Source organism: Streptomyces sp. sk2.1 (assembly GCF_008120935.1).
GTDB lineage: Bacteria > Actinomycetota > Actinomycetes > Streptomycetales > Streptomycetaceae > Streptomyces.
On the sequence record NZ_RDBO01000077.1, the window covers coordinates 176,760 to 196,151 of the forward strand.

General features: G+C 72.2%; 22 protein-coding genes. 14 read left to right on the plus strand and 8 right to left on the minus strand.

Annotation, left to right across the window (positions count from 1 at the left end; genetic code table 11):
• Nucleotides 1-66: 66 nt before the first annotated feature.
• Nucleotides 67-249 (plus strand): hypothetical protein, encoded by a 183-nt coding sequence (locus EAO76_RS28170; protein WP_148838731.1) that lies wholly within the window; start codon nucleotides 67-69, stop codon nucleotides 247-249.
• A gap of 91 nt (nucleotides 250-340) precedes the next feature.
• Here the strand turns inward: EAO76_RS28170 and EAO76_RS28175 are convergent, their stop codons facing one another.
• Nucleotides 341-910, minus strand: coding sequence for a L,D-transpeptidase (locus EAO76_RS28175; protein ID WP_376038217.1), 570 nt, complete (start codon nucleotides 908-910; stop codon nucleotides 341-343).
• Between the two features lie 155 nt (nucleotides 911-1,065).
• Here EAO76_RS28175 and tsaB point away from each other — a divergent pair, with 155 nt between their 5' ends.
• From tsaB to EAO76_RS28195, 4 genes are read left to right on the plus strand one after another with little or no spacing between them, the layout of a single operon-like run.
• On the plus strand, nucleotides 1,066-1,728 hold the full coding sequence (gene tsaB, locus EAO76_RS28180) for a tRNA (adenosine(37)-N6)-threonylcarbamoyltransferase complex dimerization subunit type 1 TsaB (protein WP_262375801.1): 663 nt from the start codon (nucleotides 1,066-1,068) through the stop codon (nucleotides 1,726-1,728).
• A 29-nt stretch (nucleotides 1,729-1,757) separates the two neighbouring features.
• Complete coding sequence (gene rimI / locus EAO76_RS28185; protein ID WP_148840348.1) at nucleotides 1,758-2,243, plus strand: ribosomal protein S18-alanine N-acetyltransferase; 486 nt, start codon at nucleotides 1,758-1,760, stop codon at nucleotides 2,241-2,243.
• Nucleotides 2,243-3,349 carry a tRNA (adenosine(37)-N6)-threonylcarbamoyltransferase complex transferase subunit TsaD gene (gene tsaD, locus EAO76_RS28190; RefSeq protein ID WP_148838732.1) on the plus strand — a complete coding sequence of 369 codons (1,107 nt, stop codon included), beginning with the start codon at nucleotides 2,243-2,245 and terminating at the stop codon, nucleotides 3,347-3,349. Before rimI ends, tsaD begins: the two co-directional genes overlap by 1 nt.
• Nucleotides 3,350-3,369: 20 nt before the next feature.
• A complete protein-coding gene (locus EAO76_RS28195; RefSeq protein ID WP_148840350.1) occupies nucleotides 3,370-3,630 on the plus strand; it encodes a hypothetical protein in 261 nt (86 codons plus the stop codon).
• Between the two features lie 77 nt (nucleotides 3,631-3,707).
• Here the strand turns inward: EAO76_RS28195 and EAO76_RS28200 are convergent, their stop codons facing one another.
• Nucleotides 3,708-4,505, minus strand: a complete 798-nt coding sequence (locus EAO76_RS28200; RefSeq protein WP_376298209.1) for a TetR/AcrR family transcriptional regulator — start codon at nucleotides 4,503-4,505, stop codon at nucleotides 3,708-3,710.
• Nucleotides 4,506-4,582: 77 nt separating this feature from the next.
• Between EAO76_RS28200 and EAO76_RS28205 the strand changes: the two genes are divergently transcribed.
• The 5 genes from EAO76_RS28205 (at nucleotide 4,583) to EAO76_RS28225 (ending at nucleotide 9,111) form a co-directional block, all read left to right on the plus strand.
• Nucleotides 4,583-6,169, plus strand: coding sequence for an MFS transporter (locus tag EAO76_RS28205; RefSeq protein WP_187438820.1), 1,587 nt, complete (start codon nucleotides 4,583-4,585; stop codon nucleotides 6,167-6,169).
• Nucleotides 6,170-6,209: 40 nt separating this feature from the next.
• Nucleotides 6,210-6,578, plus strand: coding sequence for a YciI family protein (locus EAO76_RS28210; protein ID WP_148838734.1), 369 nt, complete (start codon nucleotides 6,210-6,212; stop codon nucleotides 6,576-6,578).
• Between the two features lie 90 nt (nucleotides 6,579-6,668).
• The gene (locus EAO76_RS28215) at nucleotides 6,669-8,021 is read left to right on the plus strand and encodes an RNA polymerase sigma factor (protein ID WP_148838735.1); all 1,353 of its coding nucleotides are present in this window, start codon (nucleotides 6,669-6,671) and stop codon (nucleotides 8,019-8,021) included.
• An 11-nt stretch (nucleotides 8,022-8,032) separates the two neighbouring features.
• On the plus strand, nucleotides 8,033-8,698 hold the full coding sequence (locus EAO76_RS28220; RefSeq protein ID WP_148838736.1) for a hypothetical protein: 666 nt from the start codon (nucleotides 8,033-8,035) through the stop codon (nucleotides 8,696-8,698).
• Between the two features lie 47 nt (nucleotides 8,699-8,745).
• On the plus strand, nucleotides 8,746-9,111 hold the full coding sequence (locus tag EAO76_RS28225) for a hypothetical protein (protein ID WP_148838737.1): 366 nt from the start codon (nucleotides 8,746-8,748) through the stop codon (nucleotides 9,109-9,111).
• A gap of 43 nt (nucleotides 9,112-9,154) precedes the next feature.
• On the opposite strand, the gene EAO76_RS28230 is transcribed toward EAO76_RS28225, so the two are convergent.
• On the minus strand, nucleotides 9,155-10,435 hold the full coding sequence (locus tag EAO76_RS28230; RefSeq protein WP_148838738.1) for a class I SAM-dependent methyltransferase: 1,281 nt from the start codon (nucleotides 10,433-10,435) through the stop codon (nucleotides 9,155-9,157).
• A 118-nt stretch (nucleotides 10,436-10,553) separates the two neighbouring features.
• On the opposite strand from EAO76_RS28230, the gene EAO76_RS28235 reads away from it, so the two are divergent.
• From EAO76_RS28235 to groL, 4 genes are all read left to right on the plus strand, one after another.
• A complete protein-coding gene (locus tag EAO76_RS28235; RefSeq protein ID WP_148838739.1) occupies nucleotides 10,554-11,531 on the plus strand; it encodes a polysaccharide deacetylase family protein in 978 nt (325 codons plus the stop codon).
• A complete protein-coding gene (locus tag EAO76_RS28240) occupies nucleotides 11,528-11,812 on the plus strand; it encodes a hypothetical protein (RefSeq protein WP_148838740.1) in 285 nt (94 codons plus the stop codon). The genes EAO76_RS28235 and EAO76_RS28240 overlap by 4 nt, the downstream gene beginning before the upstream one ends.
• A 151-nt stretch (nucleotides 11,813-11,963) precedes the next feature.
• Nucleotides 11,964-12,272 (plus strand): co-chaperone GroES, encoded by a 309-nt coding sequence (gene groES / locus EAO76_RS28245; protein ID WP_148838741.1) that lies wholly within the window; start codon nucleotides 11,964-11,966, stop codon nucleotides 12,270-12,272.
• Nucleotides 12,273-12,370: 98 nt separating this feature from the next.
• Complete coding sequence (gene groL / locus EAO76_RS28250) at nucleotides 12,371-13,996, plus strand: chaperonin GroEL (protein WP_148838742.1); 1,626 nt, start codon at nucleotides 12,371-12,373, stop codon at nucleotides 13,994-13,996.
• A 149-nt stretch (nucleotides 13,997-14,145) separates the two neighbouring features.
• On the opposite strand, the gene EAO76_RS28255 is transcribed toward groL, so the two are convergent.
• The 5 genes from EAO76_RS28255 to EAO76_RS28275 all read right to left on the minus strand — a co-directional run bounded on the left by EAO76_RS28255 (nucleotide 14,146) and on the right by EAO76_RS28275 (nucleotide 19,140).
• A complete protein-coding gene (locus EAO76_RS28255) occupies nucleotides 14,146-14,859 on the minus strand; it encodes an ester cyclase (protein ID WP_148838743.1) in 714 nt (237 codons plus the stop codon).
• A gap of 147 nt (nucleotides 14,860-15,006) precedes the next feature.
• Nucleotides 15,007-16,035 (minus strand): hydroxyacid dehydrogenase, encoded by a 1,029-nt coding sequence (locus EAO76_RS28260; RefSeq protein WP_148838744.1) that lies wholly within the window; start codon nucleotides 16,033-16,035, stop codon nucleotides 15,007-15,009.
• A 35-nt stretch (nucleotides 16,036-16,070) separates the two neighbouring features.
• Complete coding sequence (locus EAO76_RS28265; protein WP_148838745.1) at nucleotides 16,071-16,925, minus strand: carbohydrate ABC transporter permease; 855 nt, start codon at nucleotides 16,923-16,925, stop codon at nucleotides 16,071-16,073.
• Nucleotides 16,922-17,815, minus strand: coding sequence for a carbohydrate ABC transporter permease (locus tag EAO76_RS28270; protein ID WP_148838746.1), 894 nt, complete (start codon nucleotides 17,813-17,815; stop codon nucleotides 16,922-16,924). Before EAO76_RS28270 ends, EAO76_RS28265 begins: the two co-directional genes overlap by 4 nt.
• Complete coding sequence (locus tag EAO76_RS28275; RefSeq protein WP_148838747.1) at nucleotides 17,815-19,140, minus strand: ABC transporter substrate-binding protein; 1,326 nt, start codon at nucleotides 19,138-19,140, stop codon at nucleotides 17,815-17,817. The genes EAO76_RS28270 and EAO76_RS28275 overlap by 1 nt, the downstream gene beginning before the upstream one ends.
• Between the last annotated feature and the right edge of the window lie 252 nt (nucleotides 19,141-19,392).

Genomic DNA, 19,392 nt, shown 5'->3' on the forward strand with positions numbered 1-19,392 from the left:
CATGGATGGCGAGAGCGGGTTAGGTCTGCCTAACCACGCCTTCCGCCGGAGCCCCAGGAGGCATCCATGACGACGTTCGCCGACCGTGAAGTGCCGCCGCCGCCGACATCGATGAGAGACCTGCTGGCGGCCTGCGCCGCGGCCACGGCGGTCTCCACGCCGCCCACCACCCCGGCGGCCGTCACCCCCGTCACTCCCGTCACCGCCGTGCCCCGGACCGAGGCCGTCCCCGAACGCCGCGCGAGCTGACCGGCACCCCGATCCGGTGAAACGGCCCCGGGATTCCCTCCCGGGGCCGGACCGGATTCCGCGGGGCGGACCGGGGGTTACGGGACAGCCCTCAGCGGACGACGACCACCTTCGTGCCCACCATCGCGAACTCCCACATGGCGTCGCCGTCCTCCCGGGACATCCGCACGCCGCCCGTCTTCAGCGTCGGGTCCGGGCTCTCCATCGAGCCGTCCACCGCCGCGCTGAATCCCACGGCGGCGTCGCCCACCACCGCGAACCGCACCACGTGCTCGATCATCACGCCGTCCGAACCCTTGGTCGGGGCGCCCGAGCGCGTGCCCACCCGGTAGGTGCCGGGCAGCGGGTTCAGCGCGCTGGGCATGACCTCGAAGGTCCGGGTCGCCTTCCCGGACGCGTCCACGAGCCACACCCGCCGGTCGGCCAGCGCGTACACGACCCGCTGCCCGGTGCCGGAGCCCGCGGGGAGCGCGGTCGGCCGCGACTTCTTCTTCTCCTTCGGCTCGGCGTGCTCGGTGGCGGAGGCCGAGGCGGAGGCCTTCGGCCGGGGTGCCGCGAGGTTGTCGGGGACGTTCGCCGAGGCCTGGTAGGCCAGGACGCCGACCGCGACGAGCGCGGCCGCGGTGAGCCCGGCCACGATTCCCGAGCTGCCTCTGGACACCGTGCGCGCCCCTTTCGCTTCCGTATGTCGTACAAGCGTTTAGCGTTTACGTCGTACCCGCGTGTGTGCACGGTGACGGTAGCAGCCGGGGCAGGTCGGACCGGGACGCCGTACGGGGCGCCGTGCATCGGTCGGCGGAGCCGTAGGCTGTTTGCGTGCTCTTGCTCGCCGTGGATACCGCAACCCCCGCCGTCACCGTCGCCCTGCACGACGGGACCTCCGTCGTCGCCGAGTCCGGTCAGGTCGACGCCCGAAGGCACGGGGAGCTGCTGCTGCCCGCCGTCGACCGGGTCCTGGCCGAGGCCGGCCTGAAACTCGACGCGGTGACGGACGTGGTCGTGGGCGTCGGTCCCGGCCCCTACACCGGACTGCGGGTCGGCCTGGTCACGGCCGCGACCTTCGGCTCCGCCCTCTCCGTCCCCGTGCACGGGCTGTGCACCCTGGACGGCCTCGCGTACGCCGCGGGCCGGGCCGGGCTGGAGGGCCCGTTCGCCGTCGCGACGGACGCCCGCCGCAAGGAGGTCTACTGGGCGCGGTACGAGGACTCCCGCACCCGGGTCGCCGGGCCCGCCGTGGACCGGCCCGCCGACATCGCCGAGCAGCTGGCGGGGCTCCCCGTCGTCGGCGCGGGCGCGGTGCTGTACCCGGAGGCGTTCCCGGACGCCCGGGGACCGGAGCACGTCGGCGCCGGGGCGCTCGCCGCGCTCGCCGCCGAGCGCCTCGCCGAGGGCGCCGAACTGATGCCGCCGAGCCCGCTCTACCTGCGCAGGCCCGACGCCCAGGTCCCGAAGAACTACAAGGTGGTCACCCCGCAGTGACGACCACGACCGCCGCCGTGCTGCGCGAGATGCGCTGGTGGGACATCGACCCGGTGCTGGGGCTCGAACAGGAGCTGTTCCCGGACGACGCCTGGTCGGCCGGGATGTTCTGGTCGGAACTGGCGCACTCCAGGGGCCCCCGGGCCACCCGCCGCTACGTCGTCGCCGAGGACCGCGCCACCGGCCGGATCGTCGGGTACGCGGGACTCGCCGCGGCCGGCGACCTCGCCGACGTGCAGACCATCGGGGTCACCCGCGACCACTGGGGCGGCGGCCTGGGCGCGGAACTCCTCACCGACCTGCTGAGGCACGCCACCGCCTTCGAGTGCGCCGAGGTGCTCCTCGAAGTGCGCGTCGACAACACCCGGGCGCAGAAGCTGTACGAACGCTTCGGCTTCGAACCGATCGGCTTCCGCCGCGGCTACTACCAGCCCGGCAACGTCGACGCGCTCGTCATGCGCCTCCACGTACAAGAGCACGTGCAAGAGCACGCACAGGGAACAGAGACTGACTGATGGCTGACGAACCGCTCGTACTCGGCATCGAGACCTCCTGCGACGAGACCGGCGTCGGCATCGTCCGGGGCACGACGCTGCTGGCCGACGCCGTCGCGTCCAGCGTGGACACGCACGCCCGCTTCGGCGGAGTCGTCCCGGAGATCGCCTCCCGCGCGCACCTGGAGGCGATGGTCCCGACCATCGAGCGCGCCCTGAAGGAGGCCGGGGTGAGCGCCCGCGACCTCGACGGCATCTCCGTCACCGCGGGCCCCGGACTCGCGGGCGCGCTGCTCGTCGGCGTGTCGGCGGCGAAGGCGTACGCGTACGCGCTGGGCAAGCCGCTCTACGGGGTGAACCACCTCGCCTCGCACATCTGCGTGGACCAGCTGGAGCACGGCCCGCTGCCCGAGCCGACGATGGCGCTGCTGGTCAGCGGCGGTCACTCCTCGCTGCTGCTCGCGCCGGACATCACCGCGGACGTGCGGCCGCTCGGCGCGACCATCGACGACGCGGCGGGCGAGGCGTTCGACAAGATCGCCCGGGTGCTGAACCTGGGCTTCCCCGGCGGCCCGGTCATCGACCGGCTGGCGAAGGAGGGCGACCCGGCGGCGATCGCGTTCCCGCGCGGGCTGACGGGTTCGCGCGACCCCGCCTACGACTTCTCCTTCTCGGGCCTGAAGACCTCCGTGGCCCGCTGGATCGAGGCCAGGCGCGCGGCGGGCGAGGAGGTGCCGGTACGGGACGTGGCGGCGTCCTTCCAGGAGGCCGTGGTGGACGTCCTCACCCGGAAGGCCGTGCGCGCCTGCAAGGACGAGGGCGTCGACCACCTGATGATCGGTGGCGGCGTCGCGGCCAACTCGCGGCTGCGGGCGCTGGCGGAGGAACGGTGCGAGCGGGCCGGCATCCGGCTGCGGGTGCCGCGGCCCGGACTGTGCACGGACAACGGCGCGATGGTCGCGGCGCTGGGCGCGGAGATGGTGGCCCGCAACCGGCCGGCCTCGGACCTGGAACTGTCCGCGGACTCCTCGCTGCCGGTCACCGACGCCCATGTGCCCGGTGCCCACGCGCACACCCACGACCACGACCACGTGCACGAGATCAGCAAGGACAACCTCTACTCGTGAACCGTACGACCGTCGCCCTGATGTGGGAGGCCCGCGCCACCGCCGGCCGGGGTCCCGAACTGCTGGAGTGGGCGCGGGCCCGCGCGGGCGAGCTGGCCCGCGAGCCGCTCCGCCGCGAGCTGCTGCGCGCCCCGCAGGACCGGGTCCTGGTCATCACCTGGTGGGCGGGCGAGTACGGCGACGAACTGCCCGAACTCCCGGAACCGGAAGCGGAGTTGATCACCCGTCCGGTGCACCGCTGGCGGTTCGAGTCCCTGGAGGCCGTCGAACCCGCCGAGTGAGCCGGCCGGGGCGCCCCGGCCGGGCCCCCGGGGTTCCTCAGGCGGACGGGGCGTCCCGGCCGGGCCCCCGGGGTTCCTCAGGCGGACGGGGCGTCCCGGCCGGGCCCGGTTCCCCGGGCGATCAGCCCCCCGACGATCGCGTCGAGCTCCTCCGCCACCTCGTAGTCGGAGACGTACCCGCGCCACCGGTCCCTCAGCTCGACGAGCCGGGGCAGTTCGTCGGCGTCCTCCTCGGTGACCATCTCCGGGAAGTAGCGCCTGCTCGGCGGGTTCGCCGCACGGCGTTCGGCCGCCCGGCGGAAGATCAGGTCGCCGTAGACGTAGTTCCAGATCGCTCCGTACGCGCGCACCGCGCGGGCGGGGGAGAGACCGCAGGCGATCGCCGAGTCGACGATCTCCTCGACCATCCACAGCGCGTTCCGGTCGGTCAGCCCGCCCAGCGCCAGGACGTCCAGCACCCACGGCAGCCGCGCCAGGATGCCGTGCATGTGCACCGACACCGCGACCAGCCGCTCGCGCGGGTCCTCGGGCAGCTCGGGGCGGGGGAGGGCGGCCGCGGTGCCCGACAGGGTGAGCATCAGCAGCTCGTCCTTGTCCCGCACGTAGTGGTAGAGCGCCATCGGGGTGGAGCCGAGTTCCTTCGCCACCCGCCGCATGCTCAGGGCGTTCACGCCCTCTTCCTCGATGATGCGGCGCGTGGTGGCGACCATCGCGTCCGGGTCGAGCCTGCGCGGCCGCCCCACGGAGCGCTTGGCCGCCGCCCGCTTCTTGGCGGCTTCGGGGGTCTTCGGCTTCCCGGCCGTTCCCGGTTCCTTCGCCGCTCCCGGTTCCTCCGGGTTTTCCGGCGTTCCCGGTTCCTTCTCTGTCCCTGACACCCGGGCATTGTCCCCCGTCCCCCTTCCCGGCCTGCTCGCGATCAATTTCTATACGCGTATAGTAATGGCTCGACCGGATGACCGCGAGGGAAGGGGAAGTCGTGAACGACCAGTCACGGCACACGCGTTGGCTGTTGGTGGCGGCGCTCACCGTGCAGTTCCTGGTGGCGTTGGACATGTCCGTGGTGAACGTGGCGCTGCCGGACATGCGCCGGGACCTCGGCTTCACGCCCCAGGGACTGCTGTGGGTGGTGAACGCCTACGCCCTGGCGTTCGGCGGGCTGCTGATGCTCGGCGGACGCCTCGCCGACCTGCTCGGCAGCCGCCGGGTCCTGACGGCGGGCCTGGCGCTGTTCGGCGCGGCGAGCCTGGCCGGGGGAGTGGCCTGGTCACCGGCCGGGCTGGTGGCCGCGCGGGCGGTGCAGGGGGTCGGTGCGGCGGCGCTCGCCCCGGTCGCCTTCGCCCTGATCGCCATCGCCTTCCCGGCCGGGCCCGCCCGTTCGCGCGCCCTGGGGCTGTGGGGCATGGCGGGCGCGGCGGGCGGCGCGGTCGGCGTGCTCGCGGGCGGGGTGCTCACCGACGTGGCGGGCTGGCGCGCGGTGATGCTGGTGAACGTGCCGATCGTGGCGTTCGTACTGGCGGGCTCGGCGCGCGCCGGGCTGGAGCGCGACCGGCCCCGGACCGGCGCCCGGCTCGACGTGGCGGGGGCGCTGCTGGCCACCGCGGGCACGACGCTGCTGGTGCTCGGGCTCGTCCGCACCTCGACCGTGCCCTGGGGATCGGCCGGGACGCTGGGCACGCTCGGTGCCGCCGTGCTCCTGCTGGCCGCCTTCGCCGTCGTCGAACTGCGGGCCGGCACCCCGCTGCTGCGCCCCGGCCTGCTGAAGGGGCGGCCGGTCCTGGCCGCGAACCTCTTCTGCCTGCTGCTCAGCTCGGGGCAGTTCGCCGCGTTCTACTTCGCCTCGCTCTACATGCAGCAGGTGCTCGACTACGGGCCGACCGCCGCCGGAGTGGCCTTCCTGCCCTTCTCGGCGGGCGTCGTCGCGGGCTCCCTCGTCGCCACCCGCGCGGTCGCGGTGCTCGGCACCGGGCGGCTGCTGGCGCTCGGCGGCCTCCTGGCCGCGCTCGGCCTCGCCGGGTTCGCGGCGACGGCGCGGGCGGACGGCGGTTTCCTGTACTCGGTCCTCGGCCCGTCCCTGGTGTGCAGCATCGGCGTCGGGATGTGCTTCGTGCCGCTCGGCACCGCGGCCACCACCGACGTCGCGCCGGAGGAGGCCGGGATGGCCTCCGGGCTGCTCAACAGCGCCCGCCAGGTCGGCGGTTCGCTGGGGCTCGCGGCCCTGGTCACCGTCGCCGCCCGGGTCACCGGCGACGGCGGACGGCCCGCCGATCTGGCGGCCGGCTACTCGGCGGCCTTCTGGGTCTGCGCCGGACTGCTCGCGGTCGCCGCGCTGGTGGCCCTGGTACTGCTCCCGGGGAGCGGACGGCCGGCCCCGGAGACCGCCGGCCCGGGTACCGGCCCGACTGCCACCGACCCGAATGCCGCCCCGGACACCGCTCCGGACCCCGGCCCCGCGACCGCCCCGGTGGCCCGTCCCGAAAATTCTCGGAAGAATTTTCCGGGAGCCGTCGATCCGGCCGGTTCCCGTTCGACGCAAGGGTGAGAGGCGGGGAGGGTCCCCGTCCCCCGACCGAGGAGTCACCATGCCCCGCTTCATGACCCTGATCCGCATCGACGAGCAGAACCTGCCCGCCGAGGCGCCGGACCCCGACTTCGAGAAGCGCATGGGCGCCCTGTTCGAGGAGATCACCGGGGCCGGCGTGATGCTGGAGACGGCCGGCCTCACCCCGACCTCCGAGGGCACCCGCGTCACCTGGTCCGGCGGGAGGATCAGCTGCACCGACGGGCCCTTCACCGAGACCAAGGAGGTCGTCGGCGGCTACGCCATCCTCCAGACCAAGGACAAGGCCGAGGCCCTGGAGTGGACCGAGCGGTTCCTGCGGGCCCACCCGGAGAACTGGACCGTCACCTCCGAGGTGCGCCGGATCGACGAGGCCACCCCGCAGGTCTGAGGGCCCGCCGGACGGTCTTCGGACGCCCTCCGTCCGGCGCCGTCCGTCGCGGCTTGCCGCTCCCCGGCACGGCTGCTCTGATGGGTGACCGTGACGGGAACGAGCACGCGGGCGGCGGTCGAGACGGTCTTCAGGATCGAGTCCGCGCGGATCATCGCGGGGGTCGCCCGCATCGTGCGGGACGTCGGCATCGCGGAGGAACTCGCGCAGGACGCCCTGGTGGCCGCGCTGGAACAGTGGCCGGAGTCAGGCATCCCGGACCGGCCGGGAGCCTGGCTCATGGCCACCGCGCGGCACCGCGCGATCGACCTCGTACGCCGCAAGGAGACGTACGCGCGCAAGCTCGCCGAGGTGGGGCGGGCCCTGGAGGACGTCCCGCCGCCCGAGCCCCCGGAGCCGGACGGCATCGACGACGACCTGCTCCGGCTGATCTTCACCGCCTGCCACCCGGTGCTCTCCACCGAGGCCCGGATCGCCCTCACCCTGCGGCTGCTCGGCGGCCTCACCACCGAGGAGATCGCCCGCGCCTTCCTGGTCCCCGAACCGACCGTCGCCCAGCGCGTCGTCCGGGCCAAACGGACCCTGGGCCGGACGGGCGTCCCCTTCGAGGTGCCGGGGGGACCCGAGCGGGCCGCCCGCCTCGGCTCCGTGCTGGAGGTCATCTACCTGATCTTCAACGAGGGGTACGCGGCCACCGCGGGCGACGACTGGCTGCGCCCCGGGCTGTGCGAGGACGCGCTGCGGCTGGCCCGGGTGCTCGCGGGACTGATGGCGCACGAGCCCGAGGTCCACGGACTGGCCGCGCTGCTGGAGCTCCAGGCGTCGCGCACCGCGGCCAGGACCGGGCCGGACGGTTCGCCGGTGCTCCTCGCCGACCAGAACCGGGCCCGCTGGGACCGCCTGCTGATCAGGCGGGGCGTCGCGGCCCTGGAACGGGCGGTGGCGGCGACCGGTGAGGGCGCCGGACTCGGCCCGTACACCGTGCAGGCCGCGATCGCCGCCTGCCACGCCCGCGCACCGGCGTACCGGGACACGGACTGGACCACCATCGCGGCCCTCTACGACCGCCTCGCCGCGATCGGGCCCTCCCCGGTCGTCGAACTGAACCGGGCCGTGGCCGTCTCGATGGCCCGGGGCCCGGCGGCCGGCCTCGCCCTGGTCGACGCCCTGGCCGACGACCCGGCGCTCAAGGGCTACCACCTGCTGCCCAGCGTGCGCGGCGACCTGCTGGCCAGGACCGGGCGCACGGACGAGGCACGGGCGGAGTTCGCGCGGGCGGCCGGACTGGCCCGCAACGAACGGGAACGGGCCATGCTCCTGGAACGCGCCGCGCACCCGGCCGGTGCGGGCTCGGACGCCCCGGCCGGTACGGGCACGGGAACAGGCGCCCCGGGCGGCACGGAGGCGGCGGGCGGCACGGAGGCGGCGCGGTCCGCTCGATAGGGTCTGGTCCCATGTCCCCTCGCGCCCAACTGCCGCCACCGCCGCCCCCCGTGGAGATACGTTCCTGGCCCGACCGGGAGTCCCTGCTCGCCGACCGGGCCGTGGTGCTCGGGGCACTGGTGAAGGCCCACGTCTCACCGGGGCGGCTGGGGATGCTGTGGCTCCGGGGAGCGCTCTGCACGCTCGGCTGGGCGCTGGTGGGCTCGGGGCTCATCACCTTCAAGGAGACGTACGACGTCATCAGCGCCGGGGTCGGTGTGATCCTGCTCGCCATGGGCATCTGCTGCGTGGTGCCCGCCGTCATCCTGGTCGTCGTCGGACTGCGCCGCGACCGGAGGATCCGCGAACTGCTGTACGCCTGGGGCGGCTTGGACCGCGACCCGGGGCGCGACGCGGCGCTGCGGATGCCGGGCGCCGCCCTCGCCTGGCTGCTGACGTCCTTCGCGCTGTGCGCGGTGGGCCTGTACCTGTGCTTCGTCATCCCGGCGAACCCCCCGGCGGGCAGGGTGGGTTACGGCGAGATCGTCCTGGTCATGGGGGTCGGGATGACCTGCTGGCTGGTCGGACTGATCGGCCTCGTCAAGGCGTTCGCGCACCGCAGGTGGGTGCTGCGGGTGCTGGCCGGAGCGCCCGCCCCGGAGCGGGTGTTCTCCGCCGGGGGCGGCGCCCACCGCTGACCGCGGGCCTATCCTGACGGGCACACACCGGACCGGGGGAGGACGACGTGGAGTGGTACTGGTGGCTGCTCATCATCTTCTGGACGGGCGGATTCGGCTGGGCCGTCGACAACGTCCGCACGTCACTGCGCAATCGGCACACCCGCAAGCTGGAACTGCTGGAGGCGGCCAAGCAGGAACGGCTGGCCGTCGAGGCGGCGAACAAGCCGCCCGAGCCGGTCTGCGGCTGCACGCACCACCTCGCCAAGCACGACAGGCAGGGCCGGTGCCATGAGCGGGTCGAGGTGCCGACGGCCTGGGACGAGAACAAGAAGCCGGTCCGCTTCGAGGCGGGGCAGTGCAACTGCCAGCAGTACGTGGGACCGCAGCCGCTCTCGCAGGTGTACGCGGAGGACCTGACCGACCTGGCCTGACGGCCGCCGGGCCGTCCGGACCGGGCCGGTCGGGCCGTCCGGGTCAGGCCGGGCCGGCCATCGGGCGGCCGATCAGCATCGTCGGCGCCCCGGCCACCCGGGTCAGGAAGACCGTCGCGGAGTTCGGGCCGTGGAGCTTCATCCTGCGGCGCAGCTCCTCCGGTTCGACCGCCGAGCCGCGCTTCTTGACGGTCAGCACACCGACCTCCCGCTCCCGCAGCAGCGCCTTCAGCTTCTTCATGTTGAAGGGCATCCGGTCGGTGATCTCGTACCCGGAGGTGTATGGGGACGCGTACGGCTCGTCGCCGGTGACGTACGCGATGGTCTCGTCGATCAGCCGGCCGCGGCACCGTGCCACGACGTGGGCGACCAGGCCGGCGCGGATGACGGCGCCGTCCGGCTCGTACAGGTAGCGGCCCACCGGGCCGACCGGCGGTGCGGGCGGCGGGCCCGCGGACCACAGCGAGGCGCCGTCCGGGAGGACCGTGGCCCGGTACGAACCGGCCGCGAAGCCCTCGCCGAACCAGAGCACCGCCTCCTTCACGTCCCCGCCGTCCGAGATCCACTCGGCCTCCGCCCGTTCCGGGATCGCCTCGTGCGGGATGCCGGGGGCGATCTTCAGCGCGGCGCGGGACGCCCCGAGCGCGGCGCCGACCGCCCAGGACAGCGGCGGCGAGTACGCCTCGGGGTCGAAGATCCGGCCCCGCCCGCCGCGCCGGGCCGGGTCCACGAACACCGCGTCGTACGGCGAGGTGTCGATGTCGGTGACATCGGCGCACCGCACCTCGATCAGCCCGTCCAGCCCGAGGGCGGCGGCGTTGGCGCGGGCGACCTCCGCGGTCAGCGGGTCGCGGTCCACGGCGAGCACGCGGATGCCCGCCCGCGCGAGCGCGATCGCGTCGCCGCCGATCCCGCAGCACAGGTCGGCGACGCTCCGCACCCCGCCCGCCGCCACGAACCGCTGCGCGCGCCGGGCGGCGACCGACGTACGGGTCGCCTGCTCGACGCCGTTGGGCGTGAAGAACATCCGGTACGCGTCCTCGGCGCCGAACTTCGCCACCGCCCGCTGCCGCAGCCGCGCCTGCCCCAGCGCCGCCGAGACCAGGTGGGCCGGGTGGCTGCGGCGCAGCCGGGTGGCGGTGGCGAGTTCCTGCGCGGGGTCGTACGACCGCAGTCCGGCCAGCAGCTCGGCGCCCTCGGGGGTGCGCAGGGCCAGGAAGGCGGCGAGGGGGTCGGACGGGTCGGGGGAGCCGGGCCGGTCGGTGTCGTTCGGCCGGCCCGGGTCGTGCGGGCCGTTCGGGGCGAGAGCGTTCACCCGCCCCATTGTGAGCCAGCCGGGTAGACCGGCGGGCCCGGCGGCGGTGTCGGACCGGGCGGCCGATCGAGTGCTGGCAGTATGCGGCGCCATGCAGCTTGTACGACAAAAGGAAAAAAACACCACAATGCGTCATGGGTCGGGTGTGCCCGGGTCGGGGCGCGGCCGGGGCTCCGGCGGGCACCGGTCCGTCCGCGCGGTCCTGGTCGCGCTCCTGGTCGCGGCGGTCGGCTCCGGCTGCGCCTCGGGCGAGGGGGAACGGGCGGGCGGCACCGGGCACGGCGACCGTCCCGCGGCCGGGAACCCCGGCGCTCCTGCGGCGCCCGCCCGCCCCGGGAGCCGGGCCGGCGTGCCGGAGACCGGCCGTGAGAACGCGAAGCTGGCCCCGGCCGTCCGGGCCGCCCTCGCCGAGAAGTGGGGCCTGGACAAGCCCCCGCTGATCGCCCCCGGGCCGCCCGCCGTGAAGCCCCGCATCACCACCCGCGAGGGGTTCGAGGTGGAGGGCGGCGACGACTCGCTGCCACCCGTCTTCACCACGGTCCCGACCGAGGAGCGGATCGTCTTCCTGACGATCGACGACGGCGCCGAGAAGGACCCCGAGCTGCTCCGGATGATGGACGAGCTGGACATCCCGTACAGCGCCTTCCTCAGCGACTACGAGGTGAGCGACAACTACGGGTACTTCGGCGAGGCGCGGCGGCGGGGCGCCGCCCTCAACAACCACACGCTCAACCACCCCTACCTGCCCGGCCTCTCGTACGCCGAGCAGGAGCGCGAGATCTGCGGCCAGCAGGAGGTCATCAGGGAGCAGTACGGGAAGCAGCCCGTCCTCTTCCGCCCGCCGTACGGCAACTACAACGGGGACACCCTGCGCGTCGCGAAGTCCTGCGGCATCAAGGCCGTCCCGCTGTGGAACGCGGAGGCGTTCCCGGACCACATGGAGTGGCGCGAGGAGGACCAGGACCTGCACCCCGGCGACATCATCCTCACCCACTTCCGGGGCCGGTCCGAATGGGGCGGCAGCATGACCGACCTGGTCCGGGCGGTCATGAAGGTCGTCACGGACAAGGGGTACGCCGTGGCCCGGCTGGAGGACTACGTATGAGGAGGGCGCACCGGCTGGCGGCCGGACTGCTGGCGGCCGGTGCGCTCCTGACCGCCACCGGGTGCGCGCAGTCGGTGGACCCGATCGAACGGCTCGGGCGCAAGGCCGCGCAGTGGGTCGGCCATCCGGACCGGGCCCCGGGCAGCCGTGCGGAACGGCACGGCCCGTCCGTGCGTTGTCCCCTCGACGTCCGTACCGGTGCCGGGGCGGGAGAGGGCGGGAGCGGTGCGGACGCGACGCCACGATCGCTCGAATTGGCACTCCGCTTGACCGAGTGCTAATCCCGGTCATAGTCTCGGTGCTGGCACTCACCACTGGAGAGTGCCAACACCACTGCGCGACTGGCAGGTCCGGCACCCGCGACGACGGATCCACCTGGTCGCCACCCCAAGACTGTTACCCCGTGAGATCTCCGAAGGGGGAGACCGGATCGTGTCGACCGCCAGCTCCAAGGTTGCGATCAAGCCGCTCGAGGACCGGATTGTGGTCCAGCCGCTCGACGCCGAGCAGACCACGGCCTCCGGCCTGGTCATTCCGGACACCGCCAAGGAGAAGCCCCAGGAGGGCGTCGTCCTGGCCGTGGGTCCGGGCCGCTTCGAGAACGGCGAGCGCCTTCCGCTCGACGTCAAGACCGGCGACGTCGTGCTGTACAGCAAGTACGGCGGCACCGAGGTGAAGTACAGCGGCGAGGAGTACCTCGTCCTCTCGGCTCGCGACGTGCTCGCGATCGTCGAGAAGTAATTCACCCACGTTTGCTTCTGTTCTGCGCCCCTGGCCCCCGCGAATAACCAGCCGGGCGGTCGGGGGCGCAGTTCGTTCGAGAGGAAAGCTCAGCTCCCATGGCGAAGATCCTGAAGTTCGACGAGGACGCCCGTCGCGCCCTTGAGCGCGGCGTCAACAAGCTTGCCGACACGGTCAAGGTGACGATCGGCCCCAAGGGCCGCAACGTCGTCATCGACAAGAAGTTCGGCGCCCCCACCATCACCAACGACGGTGTCACCATCGCGCGCGAGGTCGAGCTCGACGACCCGTACGAGAACCTCGGTGCCCAGCTGGTGAAGGAGGTCGCCACCAAGACCAACGACGTCGCGGGTGACGGTACGACCACCGCCACCGTGCTCGCCCAGGCGCTCGTCCGCGAGGGTCTGCGCAACGTTGCCGCCGGTGCCTCCCCGGCCGCCCTGAAGAAGGGCATCGACGCCGCGGTCAAGGCCGTGTCCGAGGAGCTCCTCGCGACCGCCCGCCCGATCGACGACAAGACCGACATCGCCGCCGTGGCCGCGCTCTCCGCGCAGGACCCGCAGGTCGGCGAGCTCATCGCGGACGCGATGGACAAGGTCGGCAAGGACGGCGTCATCACCGTCGAGGAGTCCAACACCTTCGGTCTGGACCTCGACTTCACCGAGGGCATGGCCTTCGACAAGGGCTACCTGTCCCCGTACATGGTGACCGACCAGGAGCGCATGGAGGCCGTCCTCGACGACCCGTACATCCTGATCCACCAGGGCAAGATCGGTGCCATCCAGGAGCTGCTCCCGCTGCTGGAGAAGGTCATCCAGGCCGGTGGCTCCAAGCCGCTGCTGATCATCGCCGAGGACGTCGAGGGCGAGGCCCTGTCGACCCTGGTCGTCAACAAGATCCGTGGCACCTTCAACGCCGTCGCGGTGAAGGCCCCGGGCTTCGGTGACCGCCGCAAGGCCATGCTCGGCGACATCGCCACCCTCACCGGCGCGACCGTCATCGCCGAGGAGGTCGGCCTCAAGCTCGACCAGGCCGGTCTGGACGTGCTGGGCACCGCCCGCCGCGTCACCGTCTCCAAGGACGACACCACGATCGTGGACGGCGGCGGCGAGCCCGGCGACGTCAAGGGCCGGGTCAACCAGATCAAGGCCGAGATCGAGGCCACGGACTCCGACTGGGACCGCGAGAAGCTCCAGGAGCGCCTCGCGAAGCTGGCCGGCGGCGTGTGCGTGATCCGCGTCGGTGCCGCCACCGAGGTGGAGCTCAAGGAGAAGAAGCACCGTCTGGAGGACGCCATCTCCGCGACCCGCGCCGCGGTCGAGGAGGGCATCGTCTCCGGTGGTGGCTCCGCCATCGTCCACGCCGTCAAGGTCCTGGAGGACAACCTCGGCAAGACCGGCGACGAGGCCACCGGTGTCGCGGTCGTGCGCCGCGCCGCGGTCGAGCCGCTGCGCTGGATCGCCGAGAACGCCGGCCTCGAGGGCTACGTCATCACCTCGAAGGTCTCCGAGCTCGACAAGGGCCAGGGCTTCAACGCCGCCACCGGCGAGTACGGCGACCTGGTGAAGGCCGGCGTCATCGACCCGGTCAAGGTCACCCGCTCCGCGCTGGAGAACGCCGCGTCCATCGCGTCGCTGCTGCTCACGACCGAGACCCTGGTCGTCGAGAAGCCGGCCGAGGAAGAGGCGGAGGCCGCCCACGGCGGTCACGGCCACGCGCACTGACGCACGGTCGCCCTCCGGCTCGCGCAGCCGACGGAAGGCCCCTTCCCCCACCGTTCGACGGTGGGGGAAGGGGCCTTCGGCGTTACGACGGGGGTCCTCGGCGTACGACGGGCTCCCGGCGCGCGACGGGGCTTCGGCTCACGACATGGTCAGGCGGGTGCCGCGCCCCGGTCGGACGCGCCGAGCCAGCGCATCAGGCCCATGAGGTCCTCGTGCCACCAGCCCTCCTTGATCCTGCCGTCCTCGAACCGGAAGATCGTGGTGCCGGACATGACGCACTGTCTGCCCGTGGGGGCGATGCCCATGAACGCGCCCTTGTGGGTGCCGGTCCAGGTCCACAGCGTCACGACGTCGTCGCCCCCGCAGATCTGCCGGTCCAGGTCGAAGGTGAAGTCGAAGGCGGCGCGCCACCGGGCGACGTCCTCGCGCAGCCGGTCGGAACCGACCACGGACTCCGCGGTCTTCGCGATGTCGTGGTCGGTGTAGTCGGCCGCGAACACCTCGTCGATGGCGTCGAGGTTGCCCCCGACGGCGATCTCGTGGAAGAAGCGGCGGGACTGCGTCCGGTTCAGCTGCTCGTCGCGGACCACGTCGAGGTCGGTGAAGGTGGGCATCCCGTCGCAGAGCGCCACCATCTCCCGGAAGATCCGCTCGGTCTCCGGCAGCCCCGAATCGGCCATCGCGGCCTCGTACGACGGGAACTCGACGATCTCGACGTAGTGGGACCCGTCGGAGCGGTCCTTGCCGATGAGGCTGTGGGTGGCGGCCCGGGTGCCCCTGGTCCGCTCGGCCCACTGGTCCATGAGCCGGTCCATGTCCGCGAACCGCTCCGTCTTGCAGTCGATCATCTGTACGAATCTCATGACGGCTCCCGGTCTCACGTGCTGGTGGGATGCCTCCAGTTTAGTGAGAAACGGGCATTTCGACGGCCTGGACCGAGGGAGCCGGCGCCCCGGATCGAGCGGCTCGAAGGGGCGGGCCGGGCGGTTCGAAGGGACGGCCCCGGGGGCTCAGGCCGAGTGGCCCAGGCTCCCGGAGTGCACGGGGTCCGCGAAGGGCAGACCGGCCGTGAACCGCTCCAGCTCGTCCAGGGCCTGGTCGGCCATCCGGTGCAGCTCGTCGCCCAGCGAACCCGCCACGTGCGGGGTGAGCAGCACGTTCGGCAGGGTGTACAACGGCGAGTCGGCGGGCGGGAGTTCGGGGTCGGTCACGTCCAGCACCGCCTGCAGCCGCCCGGTCGTCAGCTCGGCCAGCAGCGCCGCCTCGTCGATCAGCGACCCCCGCGCCGTGTTGATCAGCGTCGTCCCGGCCGCCATCGCCGACAGCTGCGCCGCGCCGATCAGATGGTGCGTCTCCGGGAGCTGGGGCGCGTGCACCGAGACGACGGAACTGCTCGCGCACAGCTCGTCGAGCGGGGTGAGCCGCACCCCGAGCCGCTCCGCCTCGGCCCCGTCCACGTACGGGTCGTACAGCAGCACGTCCAGGTCGAAGGGGCGCAGCAGCTCGATCACCCGCCGGCCTATCCGGGAGGCGCCGACGATGCCGACGGTGCGGCGGTAGTTGCCGGCCCCGTCGAGCTCCGCGAGCCAGTCGTGGTCGGCGCGCAGCCGGCGGTAGCGGTCCGCGGCGTGCAGCACCCGCTTGCCCGCGAACAGGATCGCGGCGAGGGTGAACTCGGCGACGGGCAGGGCGTTGGCCCCGGCCGCCGAGGTGACGACGATCCCGCGTTCCCAGCAGGCGTCGGTGATGTGGTGCTTCACGGAGCCCGCGGCGTGCACCACGGCCCGCAGCCGCGGCGCGGCCGCCAGCACCTCGGCGGTGAGCGGTGTGGCGCCCCAGCAGGTGAACAGCACCTCGGCCTCGGCGAGCGCGGCGGCCACCTCGGGCGTCGGCTCGGCCAGGTCGTGGGCGACGAGGCGCGGGTCGGTGCGGGTGAGGGCGGCCAGCCGGGCGCGGTGGCGGTCGGCGAGGAGCCGGTCGGCTATGCCGGGGCCCATCGCGAGCAGGGCCGCGGGCCGGTTGTCAGTGGTGTGGGGCATGGTGGGACTCGTACTCCTCGGGCTCGCGGTGGGGGTCACTTGACGCTGCCGGCGGTCAGTCCGGCCTTCCAGTGCCGCTGCAACGAGACGAAGGCGACGATCAGCGGGATGACGGCGAGGAGGGAACCGGTGACGACGAGCGGGTAGAAGCTCGGCTCGCCGTGGGTGTTGGTGTTCCAGGAGTACAGACCGAGGCTCAGCGGGAAGAGCTTGCGGTCCGAGAGCATCACGAGGGGGAGGAAGAAGTTGTTCCAGATCGCGGTGAACTGGAAGAGGAAGACGGTCACGAAGCCGGGCATGACCATGCGCAGCCCGATGGACCAGAAGACCCGCAGTTCGCCGGCCCCGTCGATACGGGCGGCCTCCAGCGCCTCGTTCGGGATGTAGCCGGTGCTGAACACCCGGGCGAGGTACACGCCGAACGGGTTGACCAGTACCGGGATCAGCACGGACCAGTAGGTGTTGACCAGGCCGGTCTTGGAGGCCAGGAGGTACATCGGCAGGGCCAGTGCCGTGGTGGGCACGAGCACGCCCATCAGCACGAGGCCGAACAGCTTCTCCTTGCCCCGGAACTCGTACTTGTCGAAGGCGTACCCCGCGGCGACGCAGATCAGCGAGCAGACGAGGGCGCCGACGCCCGCGTACAGCAGGCTGTTGAGGTACCAGCGGAAGTAGATGCCGTCGCCGTAGGAGGCCAGGTTCGACAGGTTCTCGCCGAGGTTGAAGCCCTTGAAGGAGAAGGCGTTGCCCGCGAGCAGGTCACCGGTGTCCTTGGTGGCGGCGGTGACCAGCCAGACGAGGGGGAAGAGCATGTAGACGACGGCGAGCAGGAGGAAACCGTTGACGGCGGTCTTCGACATCCACCGGCTGCGGGAAGCGGGGGAGTTCATGCTTTCTTGCCCTTCCGGCCGGTGAAGCGGGTGACGACGAAGGACAGCAGCGCGGCCATGAGCGCCAGCAGGATGGAGGCGGCCGCGGCGAGACCGTAGTCGTTGCGTTCGAAGGCCGCGGTGTACGCGTACATGTTCGGCGTCCAGGTGGAGGTGACGGCGGAGCCGGTCCCCTTGTTGAGGATCAGCGGCTCGGTGAACAGCTGGAGCGAGCCGATGACCGTGAACAGCGCGACCATCACGACGGAGGCGCGGATCAGCGGGACCTTGATGCTCAGCGCGGTGCGCCAGGCGCCGGCCCCGTCGACCGTGGCCGCTTCGAGCACGGAGCGGTCGATGGCCTGCAGCGCGGCGTAGAAGATCACCATGTTGTAGCCGAGCCACTCCCACAGGGCGATGTTCACGACGGAGGGGAGCGCGCCCTCGGGCGAGAAGAAGTCGAAGCCGATCCCGCCGGACTCCATGGCGCTGACCACCGGGCTGAGCTGCGGCGTGTAGAGGTACACCCAGATCAGCGCGGCGATGATGCCGGGCACTGCGTGCGGCAGGAAGAGCGCGAGCTGGAAGAACCGGCGGGCGCGGGCCAGCGCGGAGTCCAGCAGCAGGGCGAGGGCGAGGGCGCCGACGAGCAGCAGCGGAATGTAGAACAGGCAGTATCCGAGGAGTACGCCGAAGCCCTCGCGGAACGCCCGGTCGCCCAGGGCCGCCGTGTAGTTGTCGAGTCCGCTGAAGACGGTCTCGGTGCCGCCGAAGCCCAGGCCGGACTGTTTCTCGGTGAACAGGCTGAGCCAGACCGCGTAACCGATCGGCAGCACCATGGCCACGGTGAACAGTACGAAGAAGGGCCCCAGCAGGATGGCGGCGGCTCTGGTCGTCCGGGCGCGCTTCATCAGCCTGCGTCCTCGACCTTCAGACCGCGCTTCTTCAGCTCGGCGACCGTGGCGTCGTGCCCGGCCTTCACGGCGTCCTTGATGGTGGTGCCACCGCTGGCGACCTTGCCGAACTGGTCCTTCATGGTGGTGTTCGTCGTGCCGGTGGTCGGGCCCCAGTTCCAGTTCTGGCCGATCGACGCCGCGGCGCCCTCGAAGACCTGGTAGATGTCCTGGCCGCCGTAGAAGCCGGCGTCGAAGGACTTCTTGGCCGCCGGGCGCAGCGCCGCCGCGGCCGGGAAGGCGCTCGACGTGCCGGACTCGATGCGGGCCTTGATGCCTTCCTCGGTGGTCGACATCCAGGTGGCGAACTCGACCGCGGCCTTCGCCTTCTCGCTGGTCCTGGTCACCGCGAAGGTGGAGCCGCCGAGCATGCCGCTGGCGGCCTCGCCGTCCCAGCTGGGCATCGGGGCGACGGCCCACTTGCCGCTCTGCTCGGGCAGCGTGCCCTTGAGGACGCCCGCGCCCCAGGCGGCGCCGAGGTAGCCGACGGTGCCGCCGTTCTTGAGGGAGTTGGTCCACTCGGGGCTGAACGAGGCGTTGGCGCGGATCAGGTCGTCGTCGAGCAGACCCTGCCAGTAGTCGGCGACCTTGTTGGTGGCCGCGTCCGCGGTGCTGACCTTCCAGGTGTCGCCCTCGGGCTTGTACCACTGGGCGCCGGCCTGCCAGGCCATCGCCTGGAACGTGGTCGGGTCGTCGGGGAAGAAGGTGCCGATGCGGGCCTTCTTGTCGGCCTTCTTGATCTTCTCCGCGGCCTTGCGGAACTCGTCCCAGGTCTTGGGGACCTCGACGCCGTACTTCTCGAACAGGTCCTTGCGGTAGTAGAAGGACTGCGGCGAGGCGTCGAACGGGACGGCCCAGTTCTTCCCGCCGAGGGTCGTCAGCTCGACCGCCTGCGGCAGCAGCTTCTTCCTGATGTCCTCGGTGAAGTACTCGCCGATGTCCTGGAGGGCGCCCTGGCTGACGTACTCCGGGAGCTGCGGGTACTCGATGGAGACCAGGTCGGGGGCGTTGCCCGCCTTCACCGCGTTGGAGATCTTGGCGTAGCCGCCCGCGTTGCCGGACGGGATCTCCTCGTACACCACCTTGATGTTCTTGTGGGAGGCGTTGAAAGCGTCGACGACCTCCTTGGAGCCCTTGGCCCAGCCCCAGAAGGTGATGCTGACGGGCTTGCCGTCGCTCCCGGTGGAGGAATCGTCGCCGCTGCCGCCACAGGCCGTGAGAACGGCGAGTGCGGTGACGGCGCCGACGACGGCGATGGACGTTCTGCTCGAACTGCGGCTCACAGCGAGACTCCTGAACAGGCGACGACATTGGCGTTGGCCGTGATCCTTGGACCAGCCGTGACCGAAGTCAAGAGCGAAAGAGCGATTGATCGAAAAAAGATCAGATAAGTTACGTACGGAGGCGAGTGGGACACGCTGCGGAACGGGTGCGCGGGGCACGGGCGCGCGGGCACGGGGGGCGCCCAAGCGCGAGGTCGGCCGCCACGCGACGGAACTGCTGGTCGAGCGGCTGGGCCAGGGCTCGGGCGCGCC

Excerpts from the sequence above, each read along its gene's own strand:
- EAO76_RS28255 (WP_148838743.1), bottom strand. The coding sequence starts at position 14,859 with ATGAGATTCGTACAGATGATCGACTGCAAGACGGAGCGGTTCGCGGAC.
- EAO76_RS28230 (WP_148838738.1), bottom strand. The coding sequence starts at position 10,435 with ATGGGGCGGGTGAACGCTCTCGCCCCGAACGGCCCGCACGACCCGGGC.
- EAO76_RS28265 (WP_148838745.1), bottom strand. The coding sequence starts at position 16,925 with ATGAACTCCCCCGCTTCCCGCAGCCGGTGGATGTCGAAGACCGCCGTC.
- rimI (WP_148840348.1), top strand. The coding sequence starts at position 1,758 with ATGCGCTGGTGGGACATCGACCCGGTGCTGGGGCTCGAACAGGAGCTG.
- EAO76_RS28240 (WP_148838740.1), top strand. The coding sequence starts at position 11,528 with ATGAGGAGGGCGCACCGGCTGGCGGCCGGACTGCTGGCGGCCGGTGCG.
- tsaD (WP_148838732.1), top strand. The coding sequence starts at position 2,243 with ATGGCTGACGAACCGCTCGTACTCGGCATCGAGACCTCCTGCGACGAG.
- EAO76_RS28260 (WP_148838744.1), bottom strand. The coding sequence starts at position 16,035 with ATGCCCCACACCACTGACAACCGGCCCGCGGCCCTGCTCGCGATGGGC.
- EAO76_RS28205 (WP_187438820.1), top strand. The coding sequence starts at position 4,583 with ATGACCGCGAGGGAAGGGGAAGTCGTGAACGACCAGTCACGGCACACG.
- EAO76_RS28235 (WP_148838739.1), top strand. The coding sequence starts at position 10,554 with ATGCGTCATGGGTCGGGTGTGCCCGGGTCGGGGCGCGGCCGGGGCTCC.
- EAO76_RS28210 (WP_148838734.1), top strand. The coding sequence starts at position 6,210 with ATGCCCCGCTTCATGACCCTGATCCGCATCGACGAGCAGAACCTGCCC.
- EAO76_RS28170 (WP_148838731.1), top strand. The coding sequence starts at position 67 with ATGACGACGTTCGCCGACCGTGAAGTGCCGCCGCCGCCGACATCGATG.
- EAO76_RS28220 (WP_148838736.1), top strand. The coding sequence starts at position 8,033 with ATGTCCCCTCGCGCCCAACTGCCGCCACCGCCGCCCCCCGTGGAGATA.
- groL (WP_148838742.1), top strand. The coding sequence starts at position 12,371 with ATGGCGAAGATCCTGAAGTTCGACGAGGACGCCCGTCGCGCCCTTGAG.
- EAO76_RS28270 (WP_148838746.1), bottom strand. The coding sequence starts at position 17,815 with ATGAAGCGCGCCCGGACGACCAGAGCCGCCGCCATCCTGCTGGGGCCC.
- EAO76_RS28195 (WP_148840350.1), top strand. The coding sequence starts at position 3,370 with ATGTGGGAGGCCCGCGCCACCGCCGGCCGGGGTCCCGAACTGCTGGAG.